The 17,973-nt window shown below is 68.0% G+C and carries 16 protein-coding genes and 1 pseudogene; 10 read left to right on the forward strand and 7 right to left on the reverse strand.

Annotated elements, in window-relative coordinates; translation table 11 throughout:
- Positions 1-230 precede the first annotated feature (230 nt).
- The 5 genes from lpdA to lspA form a co-directional block, all read right to left on the reverse strand.
- A complete protein-coding gene (lpdA, locus tag DXK21_RS13185; protein ID WP_008259848.1) occupies positions 231-1,643 on the reverse strand; it encodes a dihydrolipoyl dehydrogenase in 1,413 nt (470 codons plus the stop codon).
- Between the two features lie 63 nt (positions 1,644-1,706).
- Positions 1,707-2,966 carry a cytochrome P450 gene (locus DXK21_RS13190; protein WP_008261169.1) on the reverse strand — a complete coding sequence of 420 codons (1,260 nt, stop codon included), beginning with the start codon at positions 2,964-2,966 and terminating at the stop codon, positions 1,707-1,709.
- Positions 2,967-3,078: 112 nt separating this feature from the next.
- Positions 3,079-3,513 (reverse strand): MerR family transcriptional regulator, encoded by a 435-nt coding sequence (locus tag DXK21_RS13195; protein WP_040349346.1) that lies wholly within the window; start codon positions 3,511-3,513, stop codon positions 3,079-3,081.
- A gap of 48 nt (positions 3,514-3,561) precedes the next feature.
- The gene (locus tag DXK21_RS13200; protein WP_083793338.1) at positions 3,562-3,921 is read right to left on the reverse strand and encodes an MAPEG family protein; all 360 of its coding nucleotides are present in this window, start codon (positions 3,919-3,921) and stop codon (positions 3,562-3,564) included.
- A 178-nt stretch (positions 3,922-4,099) separates the two neighbouring features.
- The gene (gene lspA, locus DXK21_RS13205) at positions 4,100-4,624 is read right to left on the reverse strand and encodes a signal peptidase II (protein ID WP_008258720.1); all 525 of its coding nucleotides are present in this window, start codon (positions 4,622-4,624) and stop codon (positions 4,100-4,102) included.
- A gap of 180 nt (positions 4,625-4,804) precedes the next feature.
- Here lspA and DXK21_RS13210 point away from each other — a divergent pair, with 180 nt between their 5' ends.
- On the forward strand, positions 4,805-5,311 hold the full coding sequence (locus tag DXK21_RS13210; protein WP_050771603.1) for a hypothetical protein: 507 nt from the start codon (positions 4,805-4,807) through the stop codon (positions 5,309-5,311).
- Between the two features lie 223 nt (positions 5,312-5,534).
- Here DXK21_RS13210 and DXK21_RS16580 read toward each other — a convergent pair whose 3' ends face one another.
- On the reverse strand, positions 5,535-5,870 hold the full coding sequence (locus DXK21_RS16580; protein WP_162790673.1) for a hypothetical protein: 336 nt from the start codon (positions 5,868-5,870) through the stop codon (positions 5,535-5,537).
- A 189-nt stretch (positions 5,871-6,059) separates the two neighbouring features.
- On the opposite strand from DXK21_RS16580, the gene DXK21_RS13220 reads away from it, so the two are divergent.
- The 9 genes and pseudogenes from DXK21_RS13220 to DXK21_RS13260 form a co-directional block, all read left to right on the forward strand.
- Positions 6,060-7,265, forward strand: a complete 1,206-nt coding sequence (locus DXK21_RS13220; RefSeq protein WP_244304272.1) for a TolC family protein — start codon at positions 6,060-6,062, stop codon at positions 7,263-7,265.
- Positions 7,265-8,473, forward strand: a complete 1,209-nt coding sequence (locus tag DXK21_RS13225) for an efflux RND transporter periplasmic adaptor subunit (protein ID WP_040349349.1) — start codon at positions 7,265-7,267, stop codon at positions 8,471-8,473. Before DXK21_RS13220 ends, DXK21_RS13225 begins: the two co-directional genes overlap by 1 nt.
- A gap of 11 nt (positions 8,474-8,484) precedes the next feature.
- Entirely contained in the window at positions 8,485-11,706 is a 3,222-nt protein-coding gene (locus DXK21_RS13230; protein WP_114818248.1) for an efflux RND transporter permease subunit, read from the forward strand.
- Positions 11,703-12,305 carry a cation efflux transmembrane domain-containing protein gene (locus tag DXK21_RS13235; RefSeq protein ID WP_040349350.1) on the forward strand — a complete coding sequence of 201 codons (603 nt, stop codon included), beginning with the start codon at positions 11,703-11,705 and terminating at the stop codon, positions 12,303-12,305. The genes DXK21_RS13230 and DXK21_RS13235 overlap by 4 nt, the downstream gene beginning before the upstream one ends.
- A complete protein-coding gene (locus DXK21_RS13240; protein ID WP_008264189.1) occupies positions 12,302-12,991 on the forward strand; it encodes a methyltransferase family protein in 690 nt (229 codons plus the stop codon). The genes DXK21_RS13235 and DXK21_RS13240 overlap by 4 nt, the downstream gene beginning before the upstream one ends.
- Before the next feature lie 150 nt (positions 12,992-13,141).
- The gene (locus DXK21_RS13245) at positions 13,142-15,208 is read left to right on the forward strand and encodes a heavy metal translocating P-type ATPase (RefSeq protein WP_088582519.1); all 2,067 of its coding nucleotides are present in this window, start codon (positions 13,142-13,144) and stop codon (positions 15,206-15,208) included.
- Positions 15,205-15,648, forward strand: coding sequence for a CopM family metallochaperone (gene copM / locus DXK21_RS13250; protein WP_114818249.1), 444 nt, complete (start codon positions 15,205-15,207; stop codon positions 15,646-15,648). Before DXK21_RS13245 ends, copM begins: the two co-directional genes overlap by 4 nt.
- Before the next feature lie 3 nt (positions 15,649-15,651).
- Entirely contained in the window at positions 15,652-16,074 is a 423-nt protein-coding gene (locus DXK21_RS13255; protein WP_112863181.1) for a hypothetical protein, read from the forward strand.
- Positions 16,075-17,049 (forward strand): annotated as a pseudogene (locus DXK21_RS13260) (acyltransferase family protein); the annotation flags it as partial.
- A gap of 243 nt (positions 17,050-17,292) precedes the next feature.
- Here the strand turns inward: DXK21_RS13260 and DXK21_RS13265 are convergent.
- The gene (locus DXK21_RS13265; protein WP_312972481.1) at positions 17,293-17,919 is read right to left on the reverse strand and encodes a Fur family transcriptional regulator; all 627 of its coding nucleotides are present in this window, start codon (positions 17,917-17,919) and stop codon (positions 17,293-17,295) included.
- Positions 17,920-17,973: the final 54 nt, after the last annotated feature.

The following is a 17,973-nucleotide window of genomic DNA, read 5'->3' on the forward strand; positions in this document are numbered from 1 at the left end:
GTCCTCGTCGCTTCAATCCGCTTGTGGGTCAGGCACTTTGTCCACACCACCTAGGGCGAACAGCAGGGTGAGCAGACGGAGCAGAGGACGCATGGGAGACCTAGTTGTGAGCGGCTCGCAATAGCATTCAAGCGACGCCGCTGTCGCGTCTAAACCGCGGACGCGCCCGGGCCCGCAGAGGCGGCCGCGATCGCGGCTGCCGTCGGGTCAGACTTCGTAACGCGCGGCCGTCAGAGGTGGATCGTGCGCTCGGCTACCGCCAGGCAGGCTTCGCGCAGGGCTTCCGGCAGGGTCGGATGGGCGTGGCTTGTGCGCGCCAGATCCTCGGCCGCCGCGCCGAACTGCATGGCGGCGACCGCTTCATGGATCAACCCGCCGGCCTCAGGGCCCAGGATGTGCACGCCGAGGATCTTGTCCGTCGCGGCGTCGGCCAGAACCTTGACCAGACCGTTCTTCTCCAGACGCGCCTTGGCCATGGCGTTGGCGGAGAAGGGGAAGCGCCCCACGCGGTAGGCCACGCCGGCCGCCTTGAGGTCGTCCTCGGTGCGGCCGACCGAAGCCAGTTCCGGCCAGGTATAGACGACCGCCGGAATCGTTCCGTAGTCCACATGGCCCGCGCCCCCCGCCAGGCGTTCGGCCAGGGCGATCCCTTCCTCCTCCGCCTTGTGGGCCAGCATGGCGCCGCCGATGACGTCGCCGATGGCGTAGACCCCGTCGGCGCTGGTCCGGAACCCTTCGTCCACCGGAATAAAGCCCCTGCGGTCGGGCGCAATGCCGACCGTTTCCAGATCGAGCCTGGCGGTTGCGGGCCGTCGGCCGATGGAGACCAGCACGACATCGGCCTTGATGGTTCCTCGCGCGCCATCGCCCATGGGCTCGACGTCGAGGACGACGTCGTCGCCCTCCATCCGCGATCCGACCACCTTATGCCCAAGGCAGAACTGGAAGCCCTGGGCCTCGAGCACCTTGTGCAGCGCCGCCGACATCTCCGAGTCGACGCCGGAGGCGATCCGGTCGAGCACCTCGATGACCGTGACCTCGCTGCCGAGCCGACGCCAGACCGACCCCAGCTCCAGTCCGACGTAGCCGCCGCCGATCACCGCCAGATGGCGCGGCGCCGCCGTCAGGCTCAGGGCGCCGGCGGAGGTGACGATCCGCCGCTCGTCGATGGGCAGGTCGGGCAAGGTCGCCGCTTCCGATCCGCTGGCGATGACCACCGCCTTGCTGGCCTGCACCTCGAAAGCGCCGTCCGCGGCGCGCACCTCCACCCGGTCGCGCGCCAGCAGCCGCCCGCGGCCCTGGAAGCGGGCGACCTTGTGCTTGCGCAGGAGGTAGGCGACCCCTTCGCCAAGCTCGGTCACCACCTTGCCCTTGTGCCGCATGACACCGTCAAGATCGGCCCGCACATTGTCTACCATGACGCCGAACGCTTCGAGATTGCGCGCCATCTCCAGCCGCTCGGTGGCCTGGAGCAGCGCCTTGGACGGAATGCACCCGATGTTCAGGCAGGTCCCCCCGAGCAGTTCGCGGTCGTCGATGACCGCCACCGACAGGCCGAGCTGGCTCGCCCGGATCGCACACGGGTATCCGCCCGGCCCGCCGCCGATGATCACCAGGTCGTAGGAGGTCGTCGAACGGCTCATGGCGTCAGCCTTTGCTGCGAGTGGATGGGAGAGAAGGGCCCCGGCCAGCCCGAGGAAGCGGCATCAGGCGCCCCCCTCATTGAGGGCCGCGTCGCGCGTCTCCATTCGGAACCCGCTTCCGGGGAGGGCCGGCAGGCGGCGGAAGTCGATCTCCAGATCCTGATCCGGCAGCCGGTAGTTCAGGTCGGCGAGCAGGCCGACGGCGCGCTCCATCAGCTCCACGACGATCCCTTCGCCAGGGCAACGGTGACCGGTCGCCGCATCCCCACCGCCCTGGGGGATGAGACCGAACGGATCTCCGGAGCCGTCGCTGAACCGCTCCGGCCGGAACGCCTCGGGATCAGTCCAGTGTGCGGGATCGTGATTGGAGCCATAGAGGTCGAGGACCACCTGACGGCCCTCCGGGAAGACCAGGTCGCGCCATCGAAACGGCGCGCGCACACGCCCGATCACTGCCGGGAAGAACGGATAGAAGCGTCGGACTTCCTGGACGAAGGCGCGGCGACGTCCGGCGTCGGCGTCGGCCAGACGGGCCGCATCCGGGTGAGCCTGCATCGCGTGCGCCACAAACACGATGTAGACCGAGGTCGCGACAGTCGGCCGCAATACATTGGCCAGTTCGACCGCCGCCGTGTGGATCGGCAACGGTTCGCCGTCCGCGGCGCGGGTCCAGGCCCAGGCGTGGGCGGCCGTGTCCGGATCCGGCGACAGACGGCCGGCGCGAATGTCTTCAATGATCGAGCCCAGCCAGGCGTCGACGCGGCGACGCGCGTGCCTCGACCACAGATGCCGGGGGCCCCGCGATCCCGCCGCGTCGAACAGCGCCCTCAGGTGACGGACCCGTTTCGCCTCTTCGTGCGGCTCGAGCGGCACGCCGGCCCAGGCGCAGACGGCCCGCGTTAGCACCGGCTGCAAGGCGTCATACAGCACGATGTCGTCCTCGCCGGCCCATTCGACGGCCGCGCGCCGCCACTCCGCTTCGAACAGTTCGCCCAGTCGCGCGACACGGGCTGGCGACATCAGGGACATGAACACGCCCTTGCGGGCGCGGTGGGCCTCGCCGTCCAGCCCCTGGACGCCGCCCTCGCCGAGCAGCGTGCGGCGGACCGGCGCCGGCATGGCGCCCGCCCGCACGATGCGGGTCTCGTCATAGAAGATCCGCGCCGCCTCGCGGCCTCTCAGACAGGTCGTCTCCTTCAGCGCCAGGCGGGTCTCGACGACGTCGGCGCCGGCCTGCTCGAACAGGTGGGAAAGGCGCCGATAAGGGTCTGTCAGCAGGGCCAGGGTCTGGTCGCCGTGTCGCGAGGTCGGCCGATGCGTCATCGAAATCCTCCAGAAGGACGGGCGGTCCGCGACGGGAGCCGCCAATCGCCTCCAAACGTCGCGGTGGGCTAATGGCTCCGGGGTCTTTGCGCCTTCCGGATCTTCCACAGGGTCAAAGCGGCGCGGATGGATCGTGCAACGCCTCGATCACCTTGCAGGCGGAGACCCGGCCCCCGGCGCATTCCGTCGTCATCCGCGACAGTTCGCGCTGGAGGGCGCGGAGCCGGGCGATCTTCTGTTTCACATCGGCGAGATGACGTTCGGCCAGGGTGCTGGCCTCGGCGCAGGGTCGATCGGGGTGATCCGACAGATCAAGCAAGGAGCGGATCGAATCCAGATCGAAGCCCAGCTGGCGGGCATGCCGGATGAATGACAGGCGGCGCTCCGCCGCGTCGTCATACATGCGCCGGTCGCTGGCGGTGCGCGGCGGCGGCGGAAGCAAGCCGATTTCTTCATAGAAGCGGATGGTCGGAACCTTGACGCCCGTGGCGGCGGCCAGTTTGCCGATGGGGCGCAACCCGGACGAGGCGGGAGAGGGGAGGGGCATCGCGTCAGCTCGTAACGGCGGGTGAAAGGCATCTGGGGCGGGGAGGGATCATCGGCCCAGCCCCATCAGGACGACGGCGATGCCGAAGGCGGCAATCGTGGAGGCGCCGGTGAGCGCCATGCCGAAGGCCGGGGCCGCCGCGCCCTGCGCGTAACCCAGGGCGAAGAAACCCCGACCAACCAGATAAAGAGGGACCAACACCGGCAGCAGGATCATCTCCTCGCCGCGCAGCACGGTGGCGAGCACCAGGTGGGCGCTCACCGCCAGAACGGTCTGTTCAAGCGAGTTCTGTAGCACGGCGGCGGGTAGGGCGAGCCTGGCGCCGGGCGCCGCATCGGCGGACCCGGCCGGTCGGCGTCGGACCGGAACCGGATGCTGGCCACCACCCTCAAACACCCCGCGAGCCACAGGAAGACCGGGAGATTCGCCTGCAGGGCATAGGCCAGCCTATCGGCCGTCGCCATGTCGCGCGCCGCGCCGAGAAGGGGCGGGGAAAGCCGCAGCCAGGCGGAGGCCGCCGCTGAGGCGGTGATGAGAATCGCCGGCGCCGAGCGGACGGCGATCGCCCTCTGTTCGGCGGGAAGCCTCATCGCGCCGCCCGTCCCAGGGTCGAGGACGCCGCGCGGCTGTCCGAGCCCCGGACGGTGAGGAGGAGCAGCGCGACGCCGCAGACAATGGCCGCATCGGCGAGGTTGAAGGTCGGCCAGTGCGCCGCCCCCCAATGAAGATCGATAAAATCGGTGACCGCGCCAAAGCGTAGCCGGTCGACGAGGTTCCCGATCGCTCCACCGGCGATGAGGCCTGCGGCGGCCGCCGTCACGGCGCTGCGCGTGCGCCAGATCCACGCCAGCAGGGCGCCGATGATCAGGGAGGCCACGGCGCTCAGCGCCCAGCGGCCGACGGCGCCTGAGCCGGCGAACAGGCCGAAGGTGACGCCGGGGTTGAACCCGAGACGCAGCGCGAGAAACGGCGTGAGGTTGATCGGAGCGTCCAGCTGAGCGCGCGCCGCGGCCTTGGCGGCCTGATCCACGACGGCGATCAGCGCCGCGAGCGCGAAGGCGATCGTCTGCAGGCGGCCGGGAACGCGTCGCGTCGGGTGCATGGTGATCATGAAGCCTCCAATGGATTTCAACTGATTTTGGGCCCTCTAGTTACTAGAGGATCAAGCTGGTTTTATCTGACAGGCGTTTCTTTCATGGAAGCCATGCATTCTCGGCATGATCGTCTAGCCATTGGGAGATGCATGCTTCTCGCGAAAGGGTAATCCGATGACTGAACCCCCTCTCGTCCTGTGCACTTCCTCGCCCGGCTGCAGTTGCGGCGTGGCCTCCAGGTTCGACAGCGCCACCCCGCCTACCGGCGCATCATGATCGCGGTGATCGCCGTCAACTGCGCCGCCTTTATGGCCATAGCCAGCGGCGTGTCCCTGCAAGGCTCGGCGCCCCCTGGGCGCCAATGTGCTCAACTTCCTGGCCGACGCGCCACCTACGGCATCAGCCTGGCCGTGATCGGACGTTCGGTCGCCGTGCAGTCCGGGGCGGCCAATGGCCAAGGCGCCAGCCTCGTTGCGTTGGTGCTGTTATTCCTCAGCTACGCGATCTCGCGAGCCACCTCCGGGGCGCCGTCCCGTGGCATCACCGGACTGGGCCCTCTGGGCTTCTTCGCCAACGCCCTGGCCGGCTTACTGCTGGTAAGCCACTGCGCAGGCGACGCCAACGTCCGCTCGCTCTGGCTATGCGCGCGCAACGACCTTACCCAGAGCCTGGCGTCGCGGCGACCGGCGGAGCGGTCTGGCTGACCGGTTCACGATGGCCCGACCTGATAGCGGGAGCGCTACTCGGGTGAAGATTGCGCATTCTGCAATCTCGATCCACCTGCAGACGCAGCGAAAGAATCGGACGCGATCAGCGTGCGCTCGCTTAAAGATCGCTCGACGTTGCTGAATAGGTCGAGATGGCCGACGACGCGCCACTCTCGGCCTTGCATGTCGACTTTCCCTCTCCCTCACCGCGGATTGGTGGTCACTCGAAACAGTCGCAGCCCCCGAACACTGTAACAGATTGCTTGATCGCCCGAATGAAAGTATCCACCACGCGATGGCGTGGCCAATTGCGACATGGGCAAGACTGATACTGGCGGTGACCCTGGTCTCCGCCGTGTTTTTCGTCGCCCCGATCGCTGACGCCGCGACCTGCGTCCCGGAGACGGCATCGGCTCACGCCATGGTCGTTGAAGATGCGGGCGATGGCGACCAGGTCGACCCTGGCGCTGGGCACGGAGTCTGCACCCACGGCCACTGCCACCACAACGGAACTGCCCGTGCGGATGTCGCCGACCACATCGCGATGCAGATCCACGCGCGGCCTGTTCACGCCTTCCCCTCGAGTGATTTTCCGTCGTCGATCTCTCCCGACGGCCTGAAGCGCCCTCCCAGAGTCTGACCGGACGTCTGCGCCGCCGTGCGCGCGAACTCGTGTCAAATTTCTGGAAGATGAATCATGCCTCCCTCATATCGCAGGCCGCCGCGTTTCGCGGTCGGCTGCGCGTTGGCCGCATTCGCGGCCGTGCTGGCCAGTCCCGCTTGGGCTGACCCCGCGCCGTCCTTCGCCGAGCTGCTCGCCCAGCTGGGTCAAACCCCGGCCACCCTTGAAGCCGGCGCCCTGTCGGACGCCGCCGAAGCACGTGTCCGCCAGGCCCGTGCGAGGCCTAATCCGACGATCGCTCTCGACGCCGAGAACGCTTTCGGCACGGGGCCCTTCTCGGGCTACGCCAATGCCGAAACCACCTTGTCGATCAGCCAGGACCTCGAGCTGTGGGGACGTCGGACCGCGCGGGTCAATGTCGCCCGCGCGGAAGCCGGAACCGCGGCGCTGCAGCGGGATCTCGCCATCATCGACGCCGCCGGAAGGCTCGCTCAGGTCTATGCCGATGCGGAAGCCGCCCAAAGGCGGGCTGCTCTCGCGGAGGAAAGCCTCACCCTGACCATCGCCGATGCGAGGGCCGCCCTTGTTCTTGTCGAGGAAGGCCGTGAGCCGCTGCTGCGCGGCATCCAGGGGGAAAGCGAAGCGGCTGCGGCGCGTGCCTCTCGCGATGAAGCCGTCGCGGAGCGCGACGCGGCCTTCGCGCGGCTGACCGCAGTCGCCATGCTGGCGGCTCCGGTCACGACGATCGACACCAGCCTGCTGGACCTCGCACCTGCCGCGACCTTCGCTCCCCCGGCGGAGGCGCCGGCCGTTCGCGTCGCCGAGGCTCAGCGCGCGGCCGCCGAACGCAGGATCGATGTGGAGCGGATCCGCTCGCGCCCGGACATCAACGCCAGCGTTGGTGTCCGTCGCTACGAGATGGAGGACGCGACGGCGCTGACGTTCGGCGTCAGCATGCCGCTGCCCCTGTTCGACCGCAACCGCGGGAACATCGACGCGGCGCAGGCCGACTTCCGGGCTGCGGATGCGCGGCTCCTGGGCGCCCGCCAGGAGGCCCAGGCCGATCGCGCCGCGGCGCGGGCGCGCCTCGCCGCCTCCGTGAGCCGGGTCTCCGCCGCCGATGCGGGGGTGGCGTCTGCCGAGGAGGCCTACCGTCTGTCGCGGATCGGATCCGAAGCGGGGCGCATCTCCCAACTCGAGCTGCGGGTCACCCGTGCAGCCCTGATCTCTGCCCGAACTTCGGCCGTCGATGCGCGCCTTGCACGCGTCCAGGCCGAGATTGAACTTGCGCGCCAGGACGGCCGCGCCCCCTTCCAAGGAGCCCAATGATGCGCAAGCGCACATCCAACAAGACGTTGCTGATCGGCGGCGCCGCCGCCGTCGTTCTGCTTGGCGGAGGCGGGCTGTTCCTGCTCACGCGCGGGCCGGACGCCGCTCCAGCCGCCGCCGAGGGTGAGGCGGGTCACGCTGAAGAAGAGGGCGCCCACGCCGAGGGCGAAGCCGGCCACGAAGGCGAGGCCGAAGCGCCGGAAGGCTTCGTCGCTCTGAGCGCGGCCCAGGCCCAGGCCGCCAACCTGATCGTGGTCGGCGTCGGTCGGGGAGGGGGCGCCGAAACCCGGCTCTCCGGGCGGGTCGAGCCCATGGTCGACGCGCGCGCCGCTGTGGCGGCGTCCGTCGGCGGGCGGGTCGAGCGGGTTCTCGTAGCTCCGGGCCAGTCGGTCCGGATCGGTCAGCCCCTGGCGAGCGTCGTCAGCGGTGAAGCGGCGACGTTCCGCGCGGACGCAGACGCGGCGGCCGCCGAAACTGAAGTGGCGCGCCAGGCTTATCAACGCAACCGCAATCTGGCGGACCAGGGCGTTGTCGCCCGACAGGAGGTCGAGGCGTCCCGCGCGCAACTGCTCAGCGCCGAAGCCGGCGCCCGCGCGGCTCGCGCGCGGTCCAGCGCGGCGGGCTCGCCCAACGCTTCGGGCCGCCTCAGCGTCACCAGCCCCATCACCGGAGTCGTGACCAGCGTCCAGGTCGGACCGGGCGGCTTCGTCGCCCCTGGCGGCGTTGTCGCCGAGGTCACCAACCCGGCCAGGGTTGAGCTCGTCTTCAACGCGCCGCCTGCTTTGGCCGCCAATGTAAGGGCCGGGGCGCCTCTGCGGGTCAGCAGCCCCAGCGGCGACTTCGACGCCATCGTCACCGGCGTTGCCGCAGGCGCGGGCGGCGAAAGCGGCGCCACGGTCATTCGGGCCCGGCCGACGGGCTCTGTCCTCCCGCCGGCCGGTTCCGCCGTCACGGGGGCGATCGTGACGGGCGAGACGACCGGCGGTCTCACCGTGCCGACCGAGTCCGTCCAGACCGTCGACGGCAACACCGTCGTCTTCGTTCAGGTCCCGAACGGCTTCCAGGCCCGTCCGGTGCTCGCCGGTCGTCAGGCCGGGGGGCGGACTGAAATCCTGCGTGGCCTCACCGGGGCTGAACGGGTCGCCGGCACGAACGCCTTCCTCCTCAAAGCCGAGCTCGCCAAGGGCGAGGCCGAGCACGGTCACTAGGGGCGCACCGCATGTTCAAATTCATCATCGAACTCTCGGTCAAATTCCGATGGTTCGTGGTTCTCGCCACGGCGCTTGTCGCGGCCTACGGACTCCTCGAGCTGACACGGCTTCCCATCGACGCCGTGCCGGATATCACCAATCGCCAGGTCCAGGTGACCACGGTCGCTCCGGCGCTCGCGCCTGAACAGATCGAACGACAGGTCACCTACCCGATTGAAACCGCCATGGCCGGCATTCCCGGCCTGACCACGACCCGATCCCTCAGCCGAAACGGCTTCAGCCAGGTCACGGTCATCTTTACCGACCAGACCGACATCTATTTCGCGCGCCAGCAGGTCGCCGAACGGCTCGCGGGCGCCCGGGAGGCCATGCCTGACGGGGTGGAGCCGACCATGGCCCCGATCACCACGGGCCTCGGTGAAGTGCTGATGTGGACGATCGACTACAAGCCATTCAACAGTCAGAACCTCGCCAAGCCTGGCGAGCCGGGCTGGCAGGCGGGCGGAGCCTATCTGACGCCCGAAGGCGATCTGCTTTCGACCCCGCAGCAGCGCGCCACCTATCTGCGCACCGTGCAGGACTGGATCGTCGCGCCGCAAATGCGGACCGCCCCCGGTCTCGCCGGCGTCGACACCGTCGGCGGCTATGTGAAGGAGTATGCGGTCCGTCCGGACGCGGCGCGCCTTTCCGCCTACGGCCTGGGCATGGGCGACCTTATCCAGGCCCTCGATCGCGCCAACACTCAGGCCGGCGCAGGCTATATCCAGCGCGCTGGCGAAGCTCTGACGGTCCGCACCGACGCCTTGGCCTCCACCGTGGAAGATCTGGCTCAGGCGCCGGTCGTCAACCGGAACGGCCTGATCGTGCGGGTCGCCGATGTCGCCACGGTCGAGATCGGCCAGGCTCCGCGCCTGGGCGGCGCCAGCCGTGACGGCCACGAGGCCGTGCTCGGAACGGCGCTGATGATCGCGGGCGGCAACAGCCGCACCGTGGCCCAGGCGGCCGGGGAGCGACTCGATGAGGTTCGCAAGACTCTGCCCGCAGGGATCGAGGCGGTGACGGTCCTTGACCGTAGCGCCCTAGTCAACTCGACCATCTCGACCGTGGCCCGCAACCTCACCGAGGGCGCCCTTCTGGTCATCGTCGTGCTGTTCCTGCTGCTCGGAAACATTCGTGCGGCCAGCATCACGGCCCTGATGATCCCGATCAGCTTCCTGTTCGCCGTCATCGGCATGAATAGGTTTGGCATCAGTGGAAACCTGATGAGCTTGGGCGCGCTGGACTTCGGCCTTCTGGTCGATGGGGCGGTCATCGTCGTCGAAAGCACCCTGCTGATGCTATCGCAGCGGCGGATCGATCTGGGACGGGCCCTGACCCGTCGGGAACGCCTCGATGTCGCCGTGGCCGCAGCTCGCAAGATGGTCAAGCCGGCCGCCTTCGGTCAGCTGATTATCCTGCTGGTCTTCACGCCCCTGCTGATGCTTGAGGGGGTGGAGGGCAAGACCTTCGTCCCCATGGGGGCGACGGTGATGCTGGCCTTGGTCGGGGCCTTCATCTTCTCCTTCACCTTCGTTCCGGCCATGACGGCCCTGCTGGTGCGGGATCCCAAGAAGGTCGAGACCGACGAACACGGCCACGCCCACGAACACGAAACCTTCCTGCTCCGCCACGCGCGGCGTTGGATCCAGCCGGCCATCCGCGCCGCCGTCGATCGTCCGAAGATCGTCCTGATCTCGGCGCTCGGCGCGGTCGTCGTCGGTGGTCTGGCCTTTTCGTCCCTCGGGCGGGAGTTCATCCCTACCCTGGACGAAGGCGACATCGCCATGCAGGCGCTGCGTGTTCCCTCGGCGTCGCTGGAACAGTCGCTCGCCATGCAGATGGCGTTGGAACGGGTCATCACCGCCCAGCCGGAAGTCGAGACCATGTTCTCCAGGACCGGCACCGCCGAGGCGGCCGTCGACCCGATGCCGCCCAACATTTCGGACAGCGTCATCGTTCTGAAGGACCGCATGGACTGGCCGGATTCAGGTCTCGAGAAGGAAGCCTTGCTCGAGCGGTTCGAAGAGCTCGCCAACCAACAGATCGGGAATAATTTCGAGTTCAGCCAACCCATCGAGCTCCGCTTCAACGAACTCATTTCCGGGGTCCGGACCGACCTCGCGGTCATGGTCTACGGCGATGACTTCGACACCATGCAGCGGGTCGCTGATGAGGTGGCCGGCGTACTGCGGCAGACCACCGGCTCCGCCGACGTTCGCGTCGAACAAGCGTCGGGCTTGCCGACGCTCACGGTCAGCGTCGATCGGTTCGCGGCGGCCAGCTACGGCCTGTCCGCAGCCGACGTTTCTGAAGCGGTCTCGGCCGCCATCGGCGGCGCGGAGGCCGGCCGGATTTTCGAGGGCGACCGTCGCTTCGACGTCGTCGTCCGTCTTCCGGACGATGCGCGCAACGATCCGGCGGCGCTCGCGGCCCTGCCGATCGTCTCTTCGACAGGCGTAACCGTGCCGCTGTCTTCGGTAGCCCGTATCCAAAGCGCCGAGGGGCCGAACCAGATCAGCCGCAACGACGGTAGCCGACGGATGGTGGTCCAGGCCAACGTTCGCGGCCGGGATCTGGGCGGCTTCGTCACCGACGCACAAACCAAGGTGGACCAAATCCAGCTCCCGCCGGGCGTCCGCCTGACCTGGGGCGGTCAGTTCGAGAACCTCAAACGGGCCGAACAACGGCTGGGCCTGGTTATTCCGATCGTCTTCGTCCTGATCGGTGTGCTGCTGTTTATGGCTCTGGGGTCGTTCTCCGAGGCTGGGCTGGTCTTCGCCTGCGTGCCCTTGGCCTTGATCGGCGGCGCCTTGGCGCTTCTCATGCGAGGGATGCCGTTCTCGGTGTCTGCGGCCGTTGGCTTCATCGCCGTCTCGGGTGTGGCGACCCTGAACGGACTTGTTTTGATGCAGGCCATTCGCGAGCGATTGCAGGCGGGGCTCGCGCCCCGGGACGCGGCGATCGAAGGGGCGTCCAGCCGATTGCGTGCGGTGTTGACGACAGCCTTGGTCGCCATTGTCGGCTTCATCCCGATGGCGCTCGCCCACGGCGCGGGGGCCGAGGTTCAGAAGCCTCTGGCGACGGTCGTCATCGGCGGCCTTCTGACCGCGACGGCCCTGACCCTGCTGGTCCTGCCGACCTTCGCGGCCAAGGCGGTGCGTCATCGCAAGGACGAGGGGGTTGAGGATTGATTGCTCGCACTCAGGATGACCGTCAGCAGCGACGCACGTTGCTGACGGTTCTCGCGCTCAACGCGGGCCTGGCATTAGCGCTCGGGATCGGCGGCTTGTCCGCCGATTCCAGCGCTCTGCTGGCCAATGCAGTGGACAACGCCTCGGACGCTGCTGTCTATCTGATCAGCTTTCTCGCGATCGGTCGGCCTGGTTCGTGGAAGCGGGGGGCGGCGCGCCTCTCGGGCGTCATGCTCCTTATCTTCGGCGCTGGCGTCCTTCTGGACGCGGGTCGTCGATTCCTCATCGGGACCGAACCGATCGGCCCGACCATGATGGGACTCTCGGTCGTCGCAGCGATCATCAACCTGATCTGCCTGCAGTTGATCCGCCGTCAGCACAGCGGCGACGTCAACATGAAGGCTGCCGAGACGTTCAGCTTTAACGACTTCGCCTCCAACGGGGGAATCCTCGTCGCCGGGGCCCTGGTGCTCTGGCTCGGCCAGGCGTGGCCGGACCTCGTCGTCGGCGTCCTCGTGGCCGCCATCGCGTTGAAGGGCGGCGTGGATATCCTGCGCGATGCGGCTAAGGATCGTCCGGCTGAGGGGGAGGGGCAATGATGCCGCTCGAGCCCTCCGACAGCGTCTCCAAGCCCGCAAGCCCCGCTTTGTCCGGCTCCTCGCCCCCTGATGACGCCTGTCGATCAGCGGTCGATATCCAATCCGTTCAACGATGGCGCAAGGCGGGCATTCTCGTCGGGGGCCTGCTTCTTGTCGTCTGCGCGGCGCTCGTCACATCCTGGCCCTTGCTCGAACATCCTGTCGAGCATCTGGGCCTGATCGCCATCATGGTTTGCATCATCGGTCGGGCCTGGTGTTCCCTTTACATCGGTGGCCGGAAGAAACAGGAGATCATATCCGCAGGACCGTATTCGGTCAGCCGCAATCCGCTGTACGTCTTCAGCTTCATCGGCGCGTTTGGCATCGGCGCCCAGTCCGGCAGCCTTAGCGTCGGTTTGGTCTTCGGATTAGCCTGCTGGGTGGTGTTTCGCATCGTGGTCGGCCGCGAAGAACGCTTCCTCTCCGACGCCTTTGGACACGACTACCAAGCTTACCGTGAGCGCACCCCTCGGTTCCTGCCCAAGCTCTCCCTATGGCGCGACGAGGCGGAAATCATGATCCGGCCGGTATTCTTCGTCCGCACGGTGCGCGACGGCTTCGTCTTTCTCCTAGCGCTTCCGCTTTTCGAAGCGATTGAGCAGCTCCAGCGGCTCGGGGGCTTTAATGCCGTCGTGCCCGTGCCCTGAGGTCGGGAGAACCGGGATGACCACCTGCGAGCGGATCGCGCTGGAACCCGCTGGCCCGGCGCGCCTTCGCCCGTGTCGCTATCCCGCCCCCTCGATCGCGGCGGTCGCCGCAAGCAGCCGCGATTCCCAACCCGCAACGGGACCCTATTTATGACCAGCACAACACTGCCGGACCATCTCCACACCAAGTCCGAGGAGCACGATCACGGTGGCGTTCTAGGCTCCAATACGGAGCTGATCTTCGCCCTGACAAGTGGCCTTGCTCTGGGCCTTGGATTCGCCCTCGAGAAACTCGCAACGGGCCTTCCCGCTTGGATTCCCCTCGCCCTCTTCCTGATCGCCTACATCTTCGGCGGCTTTTTTACGGTGCGAGAAGCGTTCGAGAACCTCCGCCAGAAGCGCTTCGAGATCGATACCTTGATGCTCGTCGCAGCCGCAGGTGCGGCGGCGCTCGGGGCCTGGGCCGAAGGCGCTCTCCTGCTGTTTCTGTTCAGCATCGGCCACGCGCTCGAACACTACGCCATGGGCCGCGCCAAACGCGCGATCGAGGCCCTGGCCGAGCTTGCCCCCCGGACAGCCCATGTGCGACGCGACGGGCAGGTCGTCGAATTGCCTGTCGAAGATTTGGTCGTCGGCGACACCGTGGTGGTGCGTCCAAACGAACGACTGCCCGCTGATGGCTTTGTCGTGGTCGGCACCACAAGCATCAACCAAGCCCCCGTGACCGGCGAAAGCATGCCTGTCGACAAGCAGCCCGTCGCGGACCCCGAGGCGGCGCGGGCGAGACCGGCCCAGGTCGGATCGCCGTCTCTCGTCTTCGCGGGCACCATCAATGGCTCAGGCGCCATCGAGATTGAGACGACCCGCACATCGAGCGACACCACCCTGGCCAAGGTGGTTCGGATGGTGAGTGAGGCCGAGACGCAGAAGTCGCCGACCCAGCGCTTCACGGACAGGTTCGAACGCATCTTCGTGCCTGTGGTGCTGGCGCTCGCCTTTGTCCTGCTGTTCGCCTGGGTCGTCGTCGATGAGCCGTTCCGCGACAGCTTCTATCGCGCCATGGCCGTGCTGGTCGCCGCGAGTCCTTGCGCGCTCGCCATCGCCACCCCGAGCGCCGTCCTCTCGGGCGTCGCCCGTGCGGCGCGCGCCGGTGTCCTGATCAAGGGCGGCGCGCCGTTGGAGAACCTCGGCTCGCTCAACGCCATCGCCTTCGACAAGACCGGCACCCTGACCGAGGGACGGCCGCGGATCACCGACGTCATGACGGTGCGCGGGACGAAGGAGGGCGATCTTCTGGCGGTCGCTGTGGCGGTCGAACGGCTCAGCGACCACCCGTTGGCGGAGGCCATCGCGCGCGACGGTGGCGCACGCTTGCGCGATACGATCATCCCGGCCGCGATCGACCTCAAGAGCCTGACGGGCAAGGGCGTGACCGCCCAGCTGCACGGCGAGACGATCTGGATAGGGAAGCCGGAGATGTTCGGCGTCGACGGCGTAGCGCCGCTCGGCGACGAAACAACCTCTGTCGTCGCTCAGTTGCGACTGCAGGGGCGAACCCTGATGGTGGTGCGACGCGGCACGCGCGATCTCGGTGTCATTGGGCTTCTTGATACGCCTCGCCCAGCAGCGCGGCCGACGCTGACCGCTCTTCGCGCCCTCGGCATCGGGCGAATGATCATGATCTCGGGCGATCACCAGAAGGCCGCACAGGCGATCGCCGGACAGGTCGGCCTGACAGAGGCTTGGGGCGACCTCATGCCCGAGGACAAGGTCGACGCCATCAAACGCCTTCGCGCTGACGGCAAGATTGCCATGGTCGGCGACGGGGTGAACGACGCCCCGGCCATGGCCACGGCGACCGTCGGTATCGCGATGGGCGCGGCTGGCTCCGATGTTGCGCTTGAGACCGCCGACGTCGCCTTGATGTCCGACGACCTGTCGCAGCTGCCCTTCACCGTCGGTCTCAGCCGACAGACGCGGCGCATCATTCTCCAGAATCTCTACGTCAGTCTCGGAATCGTCGCCTTCCTTGTGCCGGCGACGATCCTCGGCCTTGGCATCGGCCCTGCCGTGGCGCTCCACGAGGGGTCGACCCTGCTGGTGGTGTTCAACGCTCTGCGCCTGCTCGGCTACCGCGACCGAACGGCGCCCATCCTTCCCAGTGCAATCCCGGCCGCCCCCGTGGCCCCGCCGGCTCTCTCGAGGACATCGTCATGAAGCGTTTCGGATGGATTTCCGTCATCGCCGTCTTTCTCGCCCTGTCGGCCTTCGCCTTCGGGATGATCTCGCGGCAAACCCGCGAGGTCCCTGCGGCGCCGTCGGCGGCTGACTCTCGCCCGAGCGACACCGAGGCAAGCCACGCTGGCGAGACCACGGACAGCCCATCGACTCGCGCCTATCGCGAGGCCAGCGCGAAGATGCACCAGGCCATGAGCATCAACTACACGGGCGACGCCGACATCGACTTCCTGCGCGGAATGATCGCCCACCACGAGGGTGCGCTCGCAATGGCCAAGGTCGCCGTCGAGCATGGCGAAGCCCGCGACGTGCGTAATCTGGCCGATGAGATCATTGCGGCCCAGGAATCCGAAATTGTCCGGATGAGAATCCTTCTTGCGCGCCATGAGGACACGCCCGCGCCCAACGCAAGGCCCTGACGCATGGCCGGCAAACGCTTCACCGTGCGCGGCCGGAGCATTCGTTGGCGGGAAGGCCGCTATCGCCAACGAGGTAGGCGGCGGCTCCAGGCGCGCCCGCTGAAGCCACGGCCCGTGCTCGATACGCTCGTCGCCATCGGGGTCAGCCTGTTCGCAGGAGGCCTGGTCTTCTGCATGGCCCTTCTGCTGCTGGGCGCACACAAGGTGCCGCTGCATTTTGGTTACGGGGCCATTCTGGGCGGCGTGATCGGCTGCTCGTTTGTGTTTGGACCCCGCGATAGGCCCGGACTGATGGTCGTCGGAGGCTTGGTCGTCGTTTGGGTTTTGGGAACGGCCGTCCTCTACGCTTCGCGAGACCAGATCGTCCTGCGTCCACATGAGCACCGCAGCGCCGCCGCCAAGTCTGCGCCACGGAAGGCTGACTGAATGCCCGAAGCCGCGCTGACCGAGCCATCGCCTCGCCCCGTCCGGATCGCGCGCGGCGGCTGGCTGGACGCGCTGCGTTTTATCGTAGGGGCGCTGATCATCCTCTACCATTTCCGCGAGGCCGCGCCTGTGCCTCTCGGACAACTGCATCCAGTCTTCGAGCGCGGCTATCTGCTCACCGACTTCTTCATCATCGACTCCGGCTATGTCCTGGCCCGCATCTACGGTGATCGCCTCGCGTCCGGACAGGCCTCGCTGCGCGCCTATGCGCGCCAGCGCCTGCTGCGGGTCATTCCGGCCCACCTGGCGGTCAGCCTCGTCCTGGTGCTGCTCGTCGGCGGCGCCGCCCTGGCCGGGATCGCGCCCAGCAATCCGCGCTGGTTCGACTGGTCGCAACTGCCCGCGCAGGTGCTACTGGTCCAGGCCTATGGCGTGCCGGGCGGGCAGGGGTGGAACGCCCCGACCTGGACCCTCTCGGCCCTGATCGGCTGCTATCTCCTGCTGCCCTGGATCTGCCGCGCCCTGTGGCGCTGGCCGCCGGTCGCAGTGGTGATCGGCGCGACGCTCCTCGTCGTCGCCGCCGATATCGCCGCCTCGCTGTGGCTCGGCGATCCGATCTACCGCCTGCCGATGCGCTACGGCATCCTGCGCGCCCTGCCGCTCTTCCTGCTCGGAGTCGCGGCGGCCTTCTACGGTTCGCGGGTCTGTGTCGCGCCGCACCGGGCCAGGGCGATCGGCCTCGCCGCCGCCTTCGCGCTCGTGGGGCTGCAGGCCTTCGGCGCCTTCAGCCTGGTGTCGCTCGGCCTGATGACCGTGATCATCTGGGCCGCCGGCGCCGTGCCGGTGCGCAGTCCTTCACGGCTGATCGAGCATCTGGCCCTAATGTCGTTCTCGATGTTCCTCACGAATGAGGTGAGCCGCATCGTCTGGTTCGGCCTGCTCGACGCCCTTGGACAGGAGGCGTGGTCGTCCGGCGTTCGCTGGGTCCTGTGGGCGATCGGCTTGGTCGGGGCGTTCGTGGCCGCCGCCGTGTTTCGCTACGGCTTCGACCGACCGGTCCAGACCTGGCTTAGTCCGTCCCGACGGGGGGGGCGACCCGAATGTCGGCCGCCGCCACCAAACAGGCCATGGAATGGGCCGCGGGCCCCGGCGTCGCCGCGGCCGGGCGCCCGGGCCAGGCCGCCATCGACCCGCCCCGGGCTTGATCAGGGGCGCGGCTCAGTGCTTGTGGGCCCGGACCCCCGCGGCCGCCCCCGGCTCTGTCTGGGGGGCCGGATCCCGGGCCGCGCCGGGGCGCTGCGGGCGGCAGGCCGGACACAGACCCTGGCCTTCGAGCGTGATCCGTTCGATCTCGTAGCCCGCCGCTGTCGCGGCCGCGCCCAGCGACGCCATGCCGGACGAAGGAATCTGGCGACAGAAGCCGCAACAGTCGCACAGAAGAAAAACCGCAGGCGAACCGAGGCGTTCGGGATCGCAGGCCACATAGGCCTTAAGGCTGGAAAGACGATGAACCAGACCGCGGGTCTCGAGGAACTGCAGCGCCCGATAGACGGTCGCCGGCGTCGCGACGCGGGCCTCCCGGTGATACGTCGCCACGAGATCATAGGCCTTGGCCGGAGCGCCCGCGACGAGCAGGAGCTCCAGCACCCTGCGCCGGGGGCGCGTCAGCTTGTCCCCGGCGGCGGCGACGCTGGCGGCGGCTGCGTCCAGGGCGCGTTCCACCTGTGCGGCCGTCGGCGGCGCGGTCTCCCGGTCATGCGGACAAGGCGAGGTCATCAAGGGGCTGGGCTCGCCTCCGGGGTTCGTCGGACGGCGCCCTCCACTCCAACCGAACGGCGCGCTCATTTTTTAGCTTCCATCTACAGTCGCTGGAGGAGGTAGCCTTGCCCTATAGAGATC

It is taken from the genome of Brevundimonas bullata (assembly GCF_003350205.1).
In the GTDB taxonomy this organism is placed as follows: Bacteria; Pseudomonadota; Alphaproteobacteria; order Caulobacterales; family Caulobacteraceae; genus Brevundimonas; species Brevundimonas bullata.